This is a genomic window from Crocosphaera chwakensis CCY0110 (assembly GCF_000169335.1).
Taxonomy (GTDB): Bacteria; Cyanobacteriota; Cyanobacteriia; order Cyanobacteriales; family Microcystaceae; genus Crocosphaera; species Crocosphaera chwakensis.
Genome location: NZ_AAXW01000091.1, coordinates 1 through 14,281, shown reverse-complemented (window position 1 = coordinate 14,281; position 14,281 = coordinate 1). Strand labels below are relative to the sequence as shown.

The 14,281-nt window shown below is 34.0% G+C and carries 22 protein-coding genes and 1 pseudogene; 15 read left to right on the top strand and 8 right to left on the bottom strand.

Translation table 11 applies throughout. From position 1 onward, the window contains the following. Positions 1-83: 83 nt before the first annotated feature. From CY0110_RS25995 to CY0110_RS25985, 3 genes are read right to left on the bottom strand one after another with little or no spacing between them, the layout of a single operon-like run. A complete protein-coding gene (locus CY0110_RS25995) occupies positions 84-290 on the bottom strand; it encodes a GAT domain-containing protein (RefSeq protein ID WP_008278627.1) in 207 nt (68 codons plus the stop codon). Positions 291-299: 9 nt separating this feature from the next. Next, positions 300-488 carry a hypothetical protein gene (locus CY0110_RS25990; protein WP_008278626.1) on the bottom strand — a complete coding sequence of 63 codons (189 nt, stop codon included), beginning with the start codon at positions 486-488 and terminating at the stop codon, positions 300-302. Next, positions 481-789, bottom strand: coding sequence for a hypothetical protein (locus tag CY0110_RS25985; protein ID WP_008278625.1), 309 nt, complete (start codon positions 787-789; stop codon positions 481-483). The genes CY0110_RS25990 and CY0110_RS25985 overlap by 8 nt, the downstream gene beginning before the upstream one ends. Positions 790-950: 161 nt before the next feature. On the opposite strand from CY0110_RS25985, the gene CY0110_RS25980 reads away from it, so the two are divergent. The 4 genes from CY0110_RS25980 to CY0110_RS25960 all read left to right on the top strand — a co-directional run bounded on the left by CY0110_RS25980 (position 951) and on the right by CY0110_RS25960 (position 4,730). Next, positions 951-1,139 carry a hypothetical protein gene (locus CY0110_RS25980; protein WP_008278624.1) on the top strand — a complete coding sequence of 63 codons (189 nt, stop codon included), beginning with the start codon at positions 951-953 and terminating at the stop codon, positions 1,137-1,139. A 251-nt stretch (positions 1,140-1,390) separates the two neighbouring features. Next, entirely contained in the window at positions 1,391-2,818 is a 1,428-nt protein-coding gene (locus tag CY0110_RS25975; protein ID WP_035800747.1) for an RNA-guided endonuclease InsQ/TnpB family protein, read from the top strand. A 433-nt stretch (positions 2,819-3,251) separates the two neighbouring features. Next, positions 3,252-3,962, top strand: a complete 711-nt coding sequence (locus CY0110_RS25965) for a hypothetical protein (protein WP_008278621.1) — start codon at positions 3,252-3,254, stop codon at positions 3,960-3,962. 180 nt (positions 3,963-4,142) lie between these two features. Next, positions 4,143-4,730 carry a hypothetical protein gene (locus tag CY0110_RS25960; protein ID WP_157464662.1) on the top strand — a complete coding sequence of 196 codons (588 nt, stop codon included), beginning with the start codon at positions 4,143-4,145 and terminating at the stop codon, positions 4,728-4,730. 96 nt (positions 4,731-4,826) lie between these two features. Here CY0110_RS25960 and CY0110_RS25955 read toward each other — a convergent pair whose 3' ends face one another. Then, positions 4,827-5,042 (bottom strand): hypothetical protein, encoded by a 216-nt coding sequence (locus CY0110_RS25955; protein ID WP_008278619.1) that lies wholly within the window; start codon positions 5,040-5,042, stop codon positions 4,827-4,829. 60 nt (positions 5,043-5,102) lie between these two features. Further along, entirely contained in the window at positions 5,103-5,918 is an 816-nt protein-coding gene (locus CY0110_RS25950; protein ID WP_008278618.1) for a hypothetical protein, read from the bottom strand. Positions 5,919-6,353: 435 nt separating this feature from the next. On the opposite strand from CY0110_RS25950, the gene CY0110_RS25945 reads away from it, so the two are divergent. The 4 genes from CY0110_RS25945 (at position 6,354) to CY0110_RS25930 (ending at position 8,870) form a co-directional block, all read left to right on the top strand. Further along, positions 6,354-7,025, top strand: coding sequence for a thermonuclease family protein (locus CY0110_RS25945; protein ID WP_008278617.1), 672 nt, complete (start codon positions 6,354-6,356; stop codon positions 7,023-7,025). 85 nt (positions 7,026-7,110) lie between these two features. Further along, on the top strand, positions 7,111-7,278 hold the full coding sequence (locus CY0110_RS25940; protein ID WP_008278616.1) for a hypothetical protein: 168 nt from the start codon (positions 7,111-7,113) through the stop codon (positions 7,276-7,278). Between the two features lie 64 nt (positions 7,279-7,342). Beyond that, entirely contained in the window at positions 7,343-7,801 is a 459-nt protein-coding gene (locus tag CY0110_RS28170) for a YHYH domain-containing protein (RefSeq protein ID WP_008278615.1), read from the top strand. 481 nt (positions 7,802-8,282) lie between these two features. Beyond that, entirely contained in the window at positions 8,283-8,870 is a 588-nt protein-coding gene (locus tag CY0110_RS25930) for a GIY-YIG nuclease family protein (RefSeq protein ID WP_008278614.1), read from the top strand. 29 nt (positions 8,871-8,899) lie between these two features. On the opposite strand, the gene CY0110_RS31230 is transcribed toward CY0110_RS25930, so the two are convergent. Then, positions 8,900-9,133 carry a double-stranded RNA binding motif domain-containing protein gene (locus CY0110_RS31230; protein ID WP_232285817.1) on the bottom strand — a complete coding sequence of 78 codons (234 nt, stop codon included), beginning with the start codon at positions 9,131-9,133 and terminating at the stop codon, positions 8,900-8,902. Next, a complete protein-coding gene (locus tag CY0110_RS25925; RefSeq protein ID WP_008278612.1) occupies positions 9,072-10,793 on the bottom strand; it encodes a ribonuclease catalytic domain-containing protein in 1,722 nt (573 codons plus the stop codon). The genes CY0110_RS31230 and CY0110_RS25925 overlap by 62 nt, the downstream gene beginning before the upstream one ends. 139 nt (positions 10,794-10,932) lie before the next feature. On the opposite strand from CY0110_RS25925, the gene CY0110_RS25920 reads away from it, so the two are divergent. Then, a complete protein-coding gene (locus CY0110_RS25920) occupies positions 10,933-11,190 on the top strand; it encodes a hypothetical protein (RefSeq protein ID WP_008278611.1) in 258 nt (85 codons plus the stop codon). 101 nt (positions 11,191-11,291) lie between these two features. Here CY0110_RS25920 and CY0110_RS25915 read toward each other — a convergent pair whose 3' ends face one another. Next, positions 11,292-11,732: a secondary thiamine-phosphate synthase enzyme YjbQ gene (locus CY0110_RS25915; protein WP_008278610.1), complete on the bottom strand. Its 441-nt coding sequence runs from the start codon at positions 11,730-11,732 to the stop codon at positions 11,292-11,294. Positions 11,733-11,816: 84 nt separating this feature from the next. Between CY0110_RS25915 and CY0110_RS25910 the strand changes: the two genes are divergently transcribed. The 6 genes and pseudogenes from CY0110_RS25910 to CY0110_RS30225 form a co-directional block, all read left to right on the top strand. Beyond that, positions 11,817-12,245, top strand: a complete 429-nt coding sequence (locus tag CY0110_RS25910; protein WP_035800740.1) for a hypothetical protein — start codon at positions 11,817-11,819, stop codon at positions 12,243-12,245. Between the two features lie 83 nt (positions 12,246-12,328). Then, entirely contained in the window at positions 12,329-12,544 is a 216-nt protein-coding gene (locus CY0110_RS25905; protein ID WP_008278608.1) for a hypothetical protein, read from the top strand. Positions 12,545-12,706: 162 nt separating this feature from the next. Continuing rightward, a complete protein-coding gene (locus CY0110_RS25900; RefSeq protein WP_008278607.1) occupies positions 12,707-12,982 on the top strand; it encodes an HU family DNA-binding protein in 276 nt (91 codons plus the stop codon). 338 nt (positions 12,983-13,320) lie between these two features. Further along, positions 13,321-13,698 (top strand): calcium-binding protein, encoded by a 378-nt coding sequence (locus CY0110_RS25895; RefSeq protein WP_008278606.1) that lies wholly within the window; start codon positions 13,321-13,323, stop codon positions 13,696-13,698. A 35-nt stretch (positions 13,699-13,733) separates the two neighbouring features. After that, positions 13,734-14,129: a hypothetical protein gene (locus tag CY0110_RS25890; RefSeq protein WP_008278605.1), complete on the top strand. Its 396-nt coding sequence runs from the start codon at positions 13,734-13,736 to the stop codon at positions 14,127-14,129. 49 nt (positions 14,130-14,178) lie between these two features. Then, positions 14,179-14,281: pseudogene (locus CY0110_RS30225) on the top strand (LexA family protein); the annotation flags it as partial.

Genomic DNA, 14,281 nt, shown 5'->3' with positions numbered 1-14,281 from the left:
CAACTCAAAAAAATTACTGAATCTTTCTAATAAGTAGCAAATAGAAGCCCATCCATAAGTCTTAATAACATAAATTTTTCATTTTATATTTTGATTTGTCTAAGTTTGTACATTATTTTATTAGGATTCTCTGTATTATCTTCTAATATTGGAGTAACTTTCGGACGAGAGTTTTTCCAGCTTTCATATAATTGTTGTATCTCATTTAAAGACACAAAAGTTTCGCCTTGTGGGTCTTTCCAAACCCACCAACCTTGGCAAAGATTAGATAATCGAATTAGTTCTTGCACCTGATATTTTTAAAGACTTTTCCAAGAAAAAGTAGAGGGATTATCATTTATTTGAAGGGTTGATTCCCAGAGAAAATATTCAAGATCCATAGCCCATCCAGCATATTTTTTTGCTGATAATTCGTGGAATATATCTAGCAATTCCTTAGCTGCTTCTGAGTCGAGAGATTTAGCCATTTCTTTTTCGATTCTATTCATCTAAATTTTTAACCTCAGTCATGAAAAATTTAATCCGAGTTTTTGATTCTTTAGGATCGTAAATCCAGCCAAATGTTGTTTTGGCATTTAGTTCTGGAGCTTCATCAATTAAATAGCCTTCTTTAAAATTTTCTGTATTAATTTCTAGTAACCGAAGTTTATCTAATTTTTGATCGCGTTTTTCGATGTTTGGTAATTTTTTCTCCCCATAAGGAATAACTGTTACCAAACCAGGATCACGATTTAGGTCAGATATAGTGAGTTTCAGAAATTTCAGTAATTTAATGAATTTTGTTAGCATATTAATTTTTATTTAAGTCGTTAATATTCTATTTCATCTATTATAATAGATATTGATCTTAAAAGCTTAAGGTAATCGAGGAAAGCAACTAAATCCAAACCGAAAAAAGAAAAAGTAGCTATTTACTGTTAAAATAAAAGCAAAGTTAGAAATATAAAAAAGTGAACATTTCGATATCGGAATCTACTTACTTAGAATTAGTTAAACATTTGGAAATCAATGCCCAAACTGATGCTGATGCTCAAATCCTATTAGACAAATTAAGGCAAGAAGCGAAGCCAACTCAACAGTTATCAAGTAGTGCTTTTCTTATCGATGGTATTTCTAATAAGCCTAAATATTCAGTTTAGTTTGTAATATGATAAGACCTCGCTCTCAACCAAGTATTTTAGACCATTTATTAGAATCAGGATTTTTTCTCTGGCTTTATCTTAATGTCGCCAGAATACCCTAAAGTTCTATAACTTAGTGGATGAATGGCGACCAGCAAACAATCTGAACGAAGGGAATCTACATAGAAAATATAGTGGCAATTTTTGAAATCAACCACTATAATAATAAAAAAACAAATAAATTAGATTCAATTAAAAATCTAACCAAAATGATCTTAGCTTATAAATACAAACTAAGGGCAAGTCCATCTCAAAAAATGATAATGACAAATTGGCTATTCATGCTTAGAAGTCATTACAATTTTTGTTTAAGAGATAGAATCGAAGCCTATGAACAAGTTAAATCTCCCCAACTAGGTAACTATTCAATCTTGAAAACAAAAGCTTCCTGTTGTCCCTTAACTTGCTCTATTTCTCCTCAATCTCAACTAGGGGAACCTTTTAAGAAAACAGGTAAAAAACGGAATGCTTATGAGATGCAATCATCGGAATTACCTATTTTGAAAAAGGCTAGACCCTGGTACAAAGGCATTTATAGCTCTGTACTACAACAGAATCTAAGACGATTAAATGATGCGTTTACGAACTTTTTTGAGGGCAGAGGATACCCAAAATTTAAGACTCGTCAAAACTTTAAAAGCTTCAGTTATGCTTCTAATCAAGTTAAATTAGAAAGCAATAAAATTTACCTTCCTTCTATTGGTTGGATGAGATTTTTTAAGTCTCGAAATATTTCTGATGGCTTCGCTCTAAAAACTGTAACCGTTCGTCAGAAATCTGATGGTTGGTATGTTTCTATTAGAATAGAAAATAAAGACATTCCTCAATCAAAGCCAAAAGATTTAGAACAAGTTAAAACTGTCATTGCTGCCGACTTAGGGGTCAAGAAGTTGTTAGCTTTGAGCAACGGGGAATTGATAGAAAACCCTCAGTTTGAGAAACGACTATCCAAAAGAAAAACGATTAGACAGCGTAGAGCATCTCGTAAAAAAAGAGGGTCATCTAATCAGAAAAAAGCCTACGCTAAATTAGCTCGTCTTGACCAAAAAATAGTTAACCAAAGAGAAGATAATCAATGGAAAATCGCTCACCGCCTTGCACGTTTAGCCGATGCCATCATACTAGAGGACTTGAAAATTCAAAACATGATTAAAAAATGTCGTGCTAAACAGGATGAGAACGGCAAATTTCTGAAGAATGGACAGTCAGCAAAAAGAGCTTTAAATCGGTTAATTAGAGATTGTTCTTGGGGAAATCTTACAGAAAAGATTGAGTCGGTAGCTGCAAAGTTTGGCTTAATTTTTTTAAAGGTTAGCCCTAAATTTACTTCACAAAAATGCTCCCACTGTGGGCATATTGAAAAGAAAAACCGCAATAAAGAACGTTTTTTGTGTCTTTATTGCGGTTTTTTTAGTGATTCCGATACTAACGCTTCAATTTGCATCGGTATTAAAGGAATTGAAACTCTTGGAATTAATTTGTCCAAGCTACTGATGGTCAATCAGGAAGTTACGCCCAAACCTGCATCAACAGGTTCTAGTAATAGGGAGAAATCAGTTTCGTTGGAGACTGAGCCTGGGAACCCTCAGCAGTTAAGTCTGTTTGAGTGGGTGAATGGGGAAGCAATTCCCTGTTAGAATCCCCAACTTCAACCCTTGGTAAGTTGGGGTTCTTCAATCTCTAGGACATTCAGTTATTTTCTCGTTCATTATATATTCAAAATGGGGAGAGATATTTAAAAACGAGTTTTTTCCTCTTTTATTATTAGCAACTATTCTCCTTTTAGCTAATATGCTTTTAGCTGGCATCAAGTATGGAAACTGGTTAGCTGACTGTGATCGAAGACAAAAAAATGTTTTGATAACTTTGAAATTTCATAAGTATTTTCAAGAGTTCTTAAAAATTATTCTTATTTTAATAACTCTAAGAAGTATCATTATTACTTTAATTAATTTAATTAAAGTTTTATAGTAAAATGTAAAAAAGTTAATATTAATAATTACTTTATTTTTTATAAATAATATCAATATATAATAGGATAATCTAAAGTCCTTAAAAAAAACAAAAGTGATGAAGAGGAAAGAAAAGTTTTTAGAACAACTAATCGAACCATCTGATGGACTAAAACTTGTGCGAGGCTTACGTCTGGATAAGAGAATAACCTCTGAGATGCTATCAGAAGATAATGTAATTAATGCTTCCGAGGTGTTAATAGAAATCAATGAATCCGATAATCTTTTTTCTCAAACTAATTTGATATCAAGAGCTTTAGATTATGGCTGGACTCCTTTAGAATACGAAGAAAAAATATGTGAAGTTAAGAAAAAAACAAAAGTCATTATAAAAAAAGTTATTGTAAAAAATTATTTACTAAGAAGTTTATCTTTAATAATTAGTTTAATATTTTTATTCATTTTCCCAACAATTGCTAGTTACTTCCTAAGCTTTACTATTTTTGCCTTTTTACCACTACCACTATTAAGTTTTCCATTTGTATTATTTTCTAATCAAGATATTTTTTTAGAAACATGGCAATTATTAGGAGTAATAAGATTTGAGCCTGATTATATAATTAATCTTAAACATTTTTTGTATATTTATTTTGATTTTGTAGTATCAAATTCTGATGATCAAATTTTGGTAGATATTTATAATCAACTGTCCCCAACTATTATAGCTGATATAATTTTATTTATGTTTTTAATGATAGTAACTTTGACCCTTCCAGTTTTATCGTATTTTGTAAACTTTCTTTTTTCTGACGAAATGATAAAAAACTAATATGATTAATATTCCTAATATTTTCTTATGACAAAGTATTAGAAATTGACCCTTATTTTTATCAATTTTTCTTAAATACTCTATAAAAATCCGTGCTATAGATTATTATATAAGATATTCATAGTAAAAAGTAGAAAAGTAATGGAAAAAACGAAATTTGAGCAATGGTTAGAAACAGGAATGATTTTAGCTTCTAACCAAGAAGCTAATCAACAAAACTTTCAGGAGCTTGTCTCTTATTTACCACCATCTCGAAGTGAAGTTTCTCAAGAAATGTTAGGAATTTCTGCTGAACCAAAGCAAGAGCTTAAAAAAGCAATCTTTACTCAAGGAATTTCAGAACATAAACTAGCTTTAGAAGTAATAGAACTCATTACCGAAGATAAAGAGAGCTTTTTCAGTCAAGACTTCTCAGACTATTCAGAAATAAAATTATTAGCATCTAAACATTTGATTAGTTGTGAGATAGAGAAGATCAAAAGAATAATAAAAACCTCAAATATCGTAACTTTATTACTTATTTTGTTATTGGTTTTGTTATTTGTAACCTATTCTTATTTTAAAAATAAAATTGAATATTCTTCTCTATTCTTTTCTATTAATCTTTGGTTGATGATTAGCTCAATATTATTCTTATTAAAAATTACTTGGCTGAAAAGTAGTTCTTTATTGACTTATCAAAAGTTGATGAGGATTATAACCTTAACTTTATCTTTAAGTAACTATAAATCTTCAATAATAGCATCTTCGATTGCAAAGTTCAATTGATACGAAATACGACAAATTAGTACCTTTGATAAATAAACCAACTTTCAACGTAGCCTAATAAAAAAAGACCTTAGCGGATGCTAGGGAAGAAGAAGATCATTCACTAATAGGAATAACATCAGGTAACAGTTTAGTTTGTAAATTTTCAACTTTAGTAATTAGTTGATCAGCTAAATCACAAGTATCTGTACCATCGTCTAAAATGAATTCACCATACTTATCAATGAAAGTTCCATCATCATCATTATCTAATTGTTCCATAACATTAGACAAAGTAAATAGGATAAGGTCTTTTTCTTCATGACTTAACATCGTAGATTGACTCCAAAAATTAATATTTCCACTTTTATATTGGCGAAGCCAACTAATTAATTAAAGATAAATATTTTCCACTAACTTTAACATTTCTTCTTCGAGGGGGGTTAGATACGGACGATCAATTTTTCCGAGTAACCGTAGCACTCCCTTAGCCGTCTTTTCTAACTCAGCCCCTTGTAATCGCTCAATTCTACCATGAAGTTTTTGGATGGCTTGACAATCTTCTTCGGTGTATTCTAATTCTCGTAGAAATTCAATCTCAATGGCTTCTAATTCATTATCCCAAGTTTGTAGATCACAAGTGGTTATTGTTAGTGCTGTAACAATCCCCCAACAACCATTTTTACCTTTCAACTGAGGATTATCTTGAGCTACAATACCGACTACCTCTCCTAATTCAAAAGGGTTATCTGCATCCTCTCTGGTCATTTCTCTGACCACCTGTTTGACGATCTGGTGCTTGGGGACTCTACCATTGCAGATATCCACTGCTTTGTCCCAAGCTTCGACTTGTAGAGGTGGTTTCTTCAATACGCCCAAGGGTCTAACCTGAAATTCACTTTTTGGAAGAACTTCACAACCACTGTCCTTGAGATTTTCGTATATGTTGGCGGCTACAATTAAATAGTCTGACTTTTGACGGGAATGACCAAACGTTTCTTGACAATACACCGCAAAACTTTGATGGGTATCACGGTACAGCTTTTTGTCTCTGAGTTCCCGTAAGGCTCTACCAGCAGACCAAACAGCACTACTTACAATAGATTCTAACTCTTGCTTTTGGGCAAGTTCAGCTTCACTGAGGGGTTGAAAGGGATTCTCAAATTGGTTGTTTTGTTCAGACACTACCTCATCATCAATTGTCGGCATTGAGTGAGATTGAGACTGTACCAATAATTCCTCAAAATCAGCCTCAGTAAAATTATCTTGTGCTGAACTGCGTCGTCGTCGGTATCGTACTATGGTTCACTTCCTCCTTAATTATTGCTAAAGATTTTCTTCTAAATCAGCAAGCATCAATTGAATTTCATTAATTTTTATTCTAATGTTCAGTCACGATAAAAAGAAATTATTTAAAGCGATCGCAACAAAGACAACAAACCCAATCTAGGGTGTAAAATAAGCTGCCAGGCTTGGAACTGCACCTCTATGACTGGGTTGAAAAATGTATCAATTATATTTTAACAGAAATTTGATGATTCGTTGAGATTAGAAAAACGATGGAAGTGCCAGAAATACCAAAAGAATGATGATATTTTTTTGACGAGTCAAGGGAAGACTAAAAATATAAACTTATTAATTGTCATGAAAACACTTTTAGTGTCACTGTGTTTATCGGTAGTTGTTTGTCTTCCTACTTTAGCCGCACAAGTAGTATCAGTAGGTGATGGAGACACTTTAACCGTGGTTGAAAATGGTCAGAATATAACTATTAGATTAGCGTGTATTGATGCTCCGGAGTCTTCACAACCTGGGGGTAGAGCTTCAACCAATCGTTTAAAGCAATTAGTCGCAGTCGGAACGCAAGTAAGTGTTAAGACAGTTGATAGAGATCGTTATGGTCGAACCGTGGGTGTTGTTTCCAAAGGCAATCTGAATATTAATCTGACAATGGTACAAGAAGGTCAAGCCGTTGTTTATCACAAATATTTAAGCAATTGTCCAAATTCCGAGGCTTACATCAATGCCGAGAAACAAGCTCAGCAGAGAAGTATAGGCTTTTGGAATATAACCAACGCAGTAATGCCTTGGGATTGGCGTAAAGGAGTAAGAAACAATCAACCAACCAATGCTAATGGCACAACAAGAGGAAATTCGGTTAACAATGCCAACTTACCTGCTTGTGTTAATAATGATTGCGATTGCTCTGATTTTTCAACTCAATCTCAAGCTCAACAAGTTCTACAAGCTTATCCAGGCGATCCTCATCGCTTAGATCGAGATAAAGACGGTGTAGCTTGTGAAAGTTTACCGTAAAAAATTGACATTTATTACGAGGTTAATTATGTGTAAAAAACTTTTTTTAGTATTTGTATTATCGACAATAGTTCTTATTCCTCAGATGTCGCCAGTATCTGCAACGCCAGGTCGGTTAAGAAAAGATTCTATTTGTGAAAAAAATGGAGTTTATTATGGAGAACATGGAGATGGACATTGGCATAAAGCTGTAAAGCGATCTAATGGCTGGTACGCAGTCGGTGACAGTCTCGGAAAAACAAGTCCTTGTTAAAAATTATTTGTAAGTATTAGAAGGTTGTCAAAGTTGACATCAATAAAAGTTAAAGGAATTCATCATGAACAAGATATTAATAGTATTAATATTGGGAATATTTAGTATCATTAATAATGGCCAAGTATCAAGTCATCCAGGTAGAACAAATAGTGAAGGATGTCACAAGAATAGAGCTACAGGAGAATATCATTGTCATAATGAAACACCAGGGGGAAGTTTTGAAAGTGGCTCAAGTTGTAGTAATTTTCCCTTTGGTGATTTTAGCGATGAATCATGGTTAGTATCATTAAGATGTAGAAATGGAGCCTTAAATTATGCAGGCCGTAATTTAAAAACAGGAGATTCAATCTCTTTTACTGGAGCTTATAATAATGGTTTGAGTGAACGTCATATTTATATTTGGAATAATTCGGGTTATAAATATCAAATAGCTTGGCGACCCAACGATCCTAATTTTGTACGTTTACAAGTTTTTGATAGAAATAATAAAGAACTACTAAATCGATTATTAAGTAAATAAACATAGTCATTCTTAAAAATAAAAAAGTTGGAAATGACTATTTAAAAAAGAAGTATTAAAGTGGATACGAGGTCAAGAATTAGACTTTATTATTTATTGTGTTGAACAAGGTTATTTTCCTCCTTTTTTTTGAATATATGTAATAGTATTGTATCATTCTTTGATTTGTAGTTGTCACTTTCTTACCCGAAACTAATAACTTTAAACAGCTTTGTATCATAGAGATAGGTCGATTAAGTAAATCACTTAGTTGTTTAACAGTCAACCCGTCGGGATATTTTGCTAATAATTCCAATATTTTTTGATTAGTAGTCAGTCCTGGTCGTGCTTTAATAATAGTAAATGACAAATAATTAATTTGAATTCTGTTAGATTTAGTGTTCCCAAACCTAAAGATTATCTTATCATGTTGATGACTGTTAATTATTTTAGGTTAAGAAGGTACAATAAATTAAGTAGATTTTAGCAGTATAATTACTCAATGAAACAACTTGACTTATTTGATACTCAATCATCTTCTCTGACTCCAAAAAAGGAAAATTTGATCATGGATAGAGAAGCTTTAATTAAATGGAAACAGAGAATATTCAAATATCAAGAAAGTCTCAAAAATCATCAACCGCAACAACAAAGTTTGTTCGAGATGCCTAAAACTTCATGGCATACAGTAGAGGATATAAAACCGTTTGAGTTACCAATCCATAACTGTTTATTTTGGAGAATGCCAGAATCTAAACATCAGTTTGCTGATGAGAGTAACAAAGGTTATCTTTATTTTATAATCGATAATACCCTACCTATTTTATTATATTGCGGTGAAACAAAGCTAACTGTAAATAAGCGTTGGTCTGGGGTTCATAATTGTAAAGATTATATCAGAAATTATCTTCAATTACATCGCATACATAAACTAGATGTAGGGGTTGTTTCTGCTTTTTGGGAACATATTCCCCCTGATAAGAAAGTTCTCTTAGAATGGGAAAGACAACTGATTATAAAATATCGCAGCCCATTCAACAAAGAATCATGGAAATATTGGGGTCAACCTTTTCAAAAGGAATGGAAATAAAAGGTTTTAAGTAAGACATTTAATAACTATTATTTTAACTCTTCCCTAAAATTTTCTAATTGAGCGATTGCTTTCAATGAAGCATTAGCTTTAGCGTTTTTCTTCGAGCCGTCAATAGCTTCGGTTTCAATAATAAGTTCGTCTAACCAGTGAACCTGACAACGACAAAGCCAATCATTGCCTACCTGATGATAAAAATAATCAGGCCGTTTCATTTTCAGTTTTTGTAAGGCTTCGTGTAAATAACCGTGCTTGAGATTCATGAGCTTCTTCTGGTACTTCTAAGAAGTCGATTTCGTCTTCTATATCAGGGATGGATTCATCAGTTACCACCGTTTGGGCTATGTTTGTCTCTGAATTAACATCGTGCAAAGAACTTTCATCAATGAACTCAGGTGGCACTAAACTCTGATCTAACACTCCTTCTATCAACAAATAATTAGCCTGATGTTTAGCTGCTTGTTTATTACTGGCAATTCCAGGCGTTGCTGTGGTTTCTCCTTCTAAGACAGACCAAAAAGCAAATTTACCCGATGCGGTTGTCTTTTCAATGTATTCTACGGTTGTTTGATTTGTCGTCCCTGCTATTTGAATAATTTGAGTGGCTTCTACTTGTTTTTCTTCTAGATAATCTAAAATGCTGTTTTTGAGTAATTCCTTATTGTCTAAATTATTATAATCTCCAAAGATTAGGTAATATAAATCTACTGGTTTAATATTACCTTGCTCAATTCTAGAGATAGCTTCGGGTACGATTTTATCTAACTTTGACACCCTGAGACTATCTTTAACGATTTGAGAAAACTCTTTATCCGAAAGATTCTCAATCTTGTCCTTATCCCGTAATATATTTACGGTTTGATTGAGGCGTTTCTCACGAAAATGTTCGTCTCGTAGTTCTTTGACTTGGGTGCGTTTACTATTAATGTGGTTAGCGATCGCTTGTAGTTCTTCTAGGGTGTAAGGGGATTCTTTGCCTTCTATGAAAACTGCTTTAAGAATACGATGGTTGACGTAATCAGCCACTCGACGAATCGGGGAAGTAAAGTGGGTGTAGGCTGGTAAAGCTAAGGCAAAGTGACCAATGACAGCAGGAGAGTAAGTAGCAGGATTTAACCAACTTTGCAACTTCTGTCGCACTAATTCCGGTAATCCTAATGTGGTCAGAGTTTCAATTAACTCTTTACTTTTGGGGGCAATGGCAGAAGCAGTATGGTTCCGATAGAGCATAGGTAAGCGATGCTTCTCCGCTAAACTAGCAACTGCGGTATTCGCCAGGATCATGAATTCTTGGATAATTTGCTGTGAATGATACAGTGGGCTGGTGAGGATACGACCCTCTTCATCTAAGTTGACCCCACCGACACGGCTTAAACCAATAGCACCGACATCTTTGCGTTTCCAAGCTAATTTTTGGGACCAGAGTTCACAATAACGGAGCATTTGGAAAAAGGGTGATGAAGGGTCATGAAGAGTAGCATCAGCCGTAGAGTAAGAAAAACGGTTTAAACTGGTTAAATGAGTTAAATGAAGGGAAGTGTTTTTGATATTAGCTGATTCATCCAAGGTGATGCGAATTGTCACCGTTAAACGTAATTTATCTTCGAGTAGGGACAGTTTATCTTCAGAGAGTTCGTGGGGAAACATGGGTTTATTCTTAGTTGCTAAATAGCGGGTTTCCACCTGTGATAGTGCATTAGCTTCTAAGGATGACCCTGGTTGGATGATGGCTGAGACATCCGAGATATGCACTGATACCACAGCCCCTGATTGGTTGGGTTCTATCCACAAAGCATCGTCAAGGTCTTTTGACGTTTCGCCATCTATCGTGAAACCTAGTACCGCCTCTCGGTTACTAAGGGATATATTGTTGTCCAGTAATTCTTCGATTTCTTGACGGATAATTGGTAATGCTTTCGCCACTTTTTCTTTTGGTTATTTAAAATAAACTACTTTTATAGTTGACTTTTCTATTGACTAATTTTTTTAAATTATTGACGTAGATGACTAGATTATTATAACATATTAATTCCATTAACTGTTACTTATTTTTCTTGATTTAATGAACTGGTATTTAGTGTCTTGTCGTCCGAAAAAAAGAGATTTGTTTTTAAAGCAGTTAGATTTTGAAATTGATAAAAATCAACTTGGAAATTTATTTTTAGAAAAAATATCTCCGAGTGATGCTATGTATAAAGATATGGTGTTGTTACACATTAGCGATCTCTCATCAGCCCGAATTTATCTTAAGAAGATTGAGCAGTTTCATTCATATAGAACCAAGAGCTTTATCAGCACATCAAGTTCAACAATTTTATAACAAGTAAATTAGGGATAAACTTCTCTATGTTCTTTTGATATTTATTATTTTTAAATTAGTAAATGCTAAATTTAGCAACAATTTTTCTGGTTAAAAACTGATTAAGTCACACCTGAAACTTGAACAAAAAAAGTTCTTTCTCTAGGTCCATCTAATTCTACTAACATTAAAGACTGATAGGTTCCCAGAGCTAGTTTTCCGTCCATGATAGGGATAATTTCATTGGTACTCAGGGTCATAGCCATGAGATGAGAATGAGCATTTTCAGGTTCGTCTGGGGGAACATCTCGTAAGTGTAAATCATTATGTAAATAAGAATCTGTGGGAGGAGCTAATTTTTTCAAATAAGTTTTTATATCTTCTAATAGTCGAGATTCATCTTCATTGATAACCAGGGCTGTTGTCGTATGTCTCGAAAAAATCAAAGCTTGACCGTTTTTTACCGACGTTGTTTCAATAAACTTCTGTACTTTTTCAGTAAGATTATAAATACCAATATTTTCAGTCGTAGATAAAGTGAACAACTTTTGTGAAATTGACATAGTAAAGTGTTGATTAGTTAGAAATTAAAAATTAAAATAGTTAGTAAATTATCCCCATTTTAACCTAAATTGTCATCCATCAATATGAAAATATCATTATGTGATCGCTGTCTATTCTACTCCCATAACCCTCATTTGATCTGTCCTGTGCATCCGTATGGAGTACATGAAAACTATTGTTTAGATTTTAGACAAGATCCGAATAAAGAGGAAATCCTAGAAGAAGTTTGGAGTCCTGAAGGTTATACGTTTGATAATAACGGGGACTTACAACCTGTAACAAATGATGACGATGATAATCATCCTGACGGTTATATTTTGAATTATTATGATGAGGAATTAGTCGTTACTAAACCATCACCCTATACTCAAGAAGAACTATTAGAATTAGTTGATTATCATCCTATTTTTACTGGGCTTTGTCCTGAGTGTAAGCATAAGTTTAATAAGAAGAATCCTCCTTTAATTCATTGGGATTGTCCTAATTGTGGCTGGATAGACGATTCAGTTTAAATAATACAATCCAAATTTTATTATTAATTGAATTATGATGATAAGATATTGATTTATTGTTCATCAAGACTATAAGAAAAAATATGAATGATTATGAGATGATTGATGCTTTAGATATTCTTGATCCAGGAATAGAATTTGACTGGAGAAATTGGGAAGATTTAGGATTATTAACTCTTGTTATTCTTTTTACTATTGGTGGAATTGTTTATGTTGTGTATGAATTAAAACAGAAAAAAAATAAGCTGACTCATTATTATAATAGGAAAACAGGAAAAGTTGAAGAACTTGATGAATAAAGAGATGCTTATGACGCACTCATTTTCGGCGAGAAGTTAGAAGAATAGAGAACAAAATTAGCTTGATTATAAATTTCCTCAAGAGCAAAAAACTCCAAAAAATCTTGACAACATGGGGGCTAACTCAGTTATGATAACAAATCTGTTAATTATTAGTCAGAAATGAATAAAGAACAACTTGTCAAGGCTATCGCAGCCGAAACCGGTCAACCTCAGTCGGTAGTAACTAAAATTCTCAATGCTACCACTGAAACCATAGTTGAAACCGTTGCTAATGGCGATAAATTAACCCTCGTTGGTTTTGGAACTTTTGAACCGCGGCCTCGCAAAGAAAGACAAGGGAAAAATCCACAGACGGGGGAACCGTTAACCATTCCTGCTACCACGATTCCTGCATTCAGTGCCGGTAAAATATTCAAGGAGAAAGTTAAACCATGAATCTTGACAGTCACCAGTCGCACGCTTTGCTCAGTCACCAGTCACCAGTTTAGTTTTTAGTTCTATTACTAGATTTAAGAATATTGACAACTCTAATCGCAAATTTATAGGCTTTGTCGTAAGCAATACTATTTTTACTTATAATTTCCTCTTCTTACCATCTACTATTTATACATAACTGGTGACTGGTGACTGGTGATTGGTGACTGCAAAAAAGGAGATTGGGTGGCTTATCAAAGATATTTACGCTCTGTCCCCTCAACGCAAGAAACCGAGTTCGGAGCGTCGCGTTAATGCAATGGTAAAATCAGCTAAGGCAAGGTAATTAATTTTAGCTTATGGCTACCATTCCTCACGATGACGAAAGAGAACAGCGCATTAGCGACCAAATCATTGTAGACGCTTACAACGCTGATGAGGAGCGAATGGGCTGGTATGTATACATTGAGGATCATCTCAAGATGCCTTTCAATGCTATTTGGGATGAGCAAACCGTAGAAGTAGTAGGAATATCAGATGAAGATGAGTGTCAACAGGAAATGAGGGTAGATATTCGCTACACAGAAAAGAACAGTCAGGATGTTTTTTCGGTATCTTTGTCTGAGATTAGTCCCGTTGATGCTGATGAAACGACGAATGAAGCGGTAAATGATTGGAAATATTGGGTAGGGAGAGGTTACGAGTTTAGTGAAGGGGAAGAAGATGACTTTTTCTAAGTCTAATAATCAGAGCAATTTTTGATATTAAATCAATGAAATTAACACAGTTGTCTCAAACCACCCTTTCTAAAATCAAAGCCGTTCGTTGGGATAGGATTATTGAGAAGCATGAAGGCCCGGAAACTTGGGAGTCGGTTTTTCGATACTCAGACCCTGAGTTTATGGAGATTGAAGGGCGTTGGGTGTTGCTTCCAGTCGAGAGTTCAAGTCATGCTAACATCACCATTCTACGGACGATTTGGAGCGAAAATGGGAACTCGGTAACGCTCTTTCTCAAAGATACCACTTATGACGATGATCCCTTCTTTTCTGGTTTTTTAGCTGTGTGTGACCGATTGGTAGGAGAAGACTTTTATTTGGCAGTGGTTTATCACGAGTGGTTTGTTATTGACAACGCATTAACAGCGAAAACTCAAACAGAACTCTAGTACCAAAATACAGGTAAACTAGGATCACTACTAGAAAAATACTCAAAATATGGAGCCACTAACCCCTGCTCAAAAGAGTTATACGACTGGCTGGTTCAGTATATCAACCAGAATCAATATGCTCCTTCGATCCGTCAGATGATGAAAGCTAT

Coding starts and splice junctions, on each gene's coding strand:
- CY0110_RS28170 (WP_008278615.1), top strand. CDS start 7,343: ATGAACAAGATATTAATAGTATTAATATTGGGAATATTTAGTATCATT.
- CY0110_RS25945 (WP_008278617.1), top strand. CDS start 6,354: ATGAAAACACTTTTAGTGTCACTGTGTTTATCGGTAGTTGTTTGTCTT.
- CY0110_RS25895 (WP_008278606.1), top strand. CDS start 13,321: ATGGCTACCATTCCTCACGATGACGAAAGAGAACAGCGCATTAGCGAC.
- CY0110_RS25905 (WP_008278608.1), top strand. CDS start 12,329: ATGAATGATTATGAGATGATTGATGCTTTAGATATTCTTGATCCAGGA.
- CY0110_RS25900 (WP_008278607.1), top strand. CDS start 12,707: ATGAATAAAGAACAACTTGTCAAGGCTATCGCAGCCGAAACCGGTCAA.
- CY0110_RS25990 (WP_008278626.1), bottom strand. CDS start 488: ATGAATAGAATCGAAAAAGAAATGGCTAAATCTCTCGACTCAGAAGCA.
- CY0110_RS25915 (WP_008278610.1), bottom strand. CDS start 11,732: ATGTCAATTTCACAAAAGTTGTTCACTTTATCTACGACTGAAAATATT.
- CY0110_RS25940 (WP_008278616.1), top strand. CDS start 7,111: ATGTCGCCAGTATCTGCAACGCCAGGTCGGTTAAGAAAAGATTCTATT.
- CY0110_RS25955 (WP_008278619.1), bottom strand. CDS start 5,042: ATGTTAAGTCATGAAGAAAAAGACCTTATCCTATTTACTTTGTCTAAT.
- CY0110_RS25960 (WP_157464662.1), top strand. CDS start 4,143: ATGATTTTAGCTTCTAACCAAGAAGCTAATCAACAAAACTTTCAGGAG.
- CY0110_RS25985 (WP_008278625.1), bottom strand. CDS start 789: ATGCTAACAAAATTCATTAAATTACTGAAATTTCTGAAACTCACTATA.
- CY0110_RS25910 (WP_035800740.1), top strand. CDS start 11,817: ATGAAAATATCATTATGTGATCGCTGTCTATTCTACTCCCATAACCCT.
- CY0110_RS25930 (WP_008278614.1), top strand. CDS start 8,283: ATGAAACAACTTGACTTATTTGATACTCAATCATCTTCTCTGACTCCA.
- CY0110_RS25950 (WP_008278618.1), bottom strand. CDS start 5,918: ATGCCGACAATTGATGATGAGGTAGTGTCTGAACAAAACAACCAATTT.
- CY0110_RS31230 (WP_232285817.1), bottom strand. CDS start 9,133: ATGAATCTCAAGCACGGTTATTTACACGAAGCCTTACAAAAACTGAAA.
- CY0110_RS25920 (WP_008278611.1), top strand. CDS start 10,933: ATGAACTGGTATTTAGTGTCTTGTCGTCCGAAAAAAAGAGATTTGTTT.
- CY0110_RS25975 (WP_035800747.1), top strand. CDS start 1,391: ATGATCTTAGCTTATAAATACAAACTAAGGGCAAGTCCATCTCAAAAA.
- CY0110_RS25965 (WP_008278621.1), top strand. CDS start 3,252: ATGAAGAGGAAAGAAAAGTTTTTAGAACAACTAATCGAACCATCTGAT.
- CY0110_RS25890 (WP_008278605.1), top strand. CDS start 13,734: ATGAAATTAACACAGTTGTCTCAAACCACCCTTTCTAAAATCAAAGCC.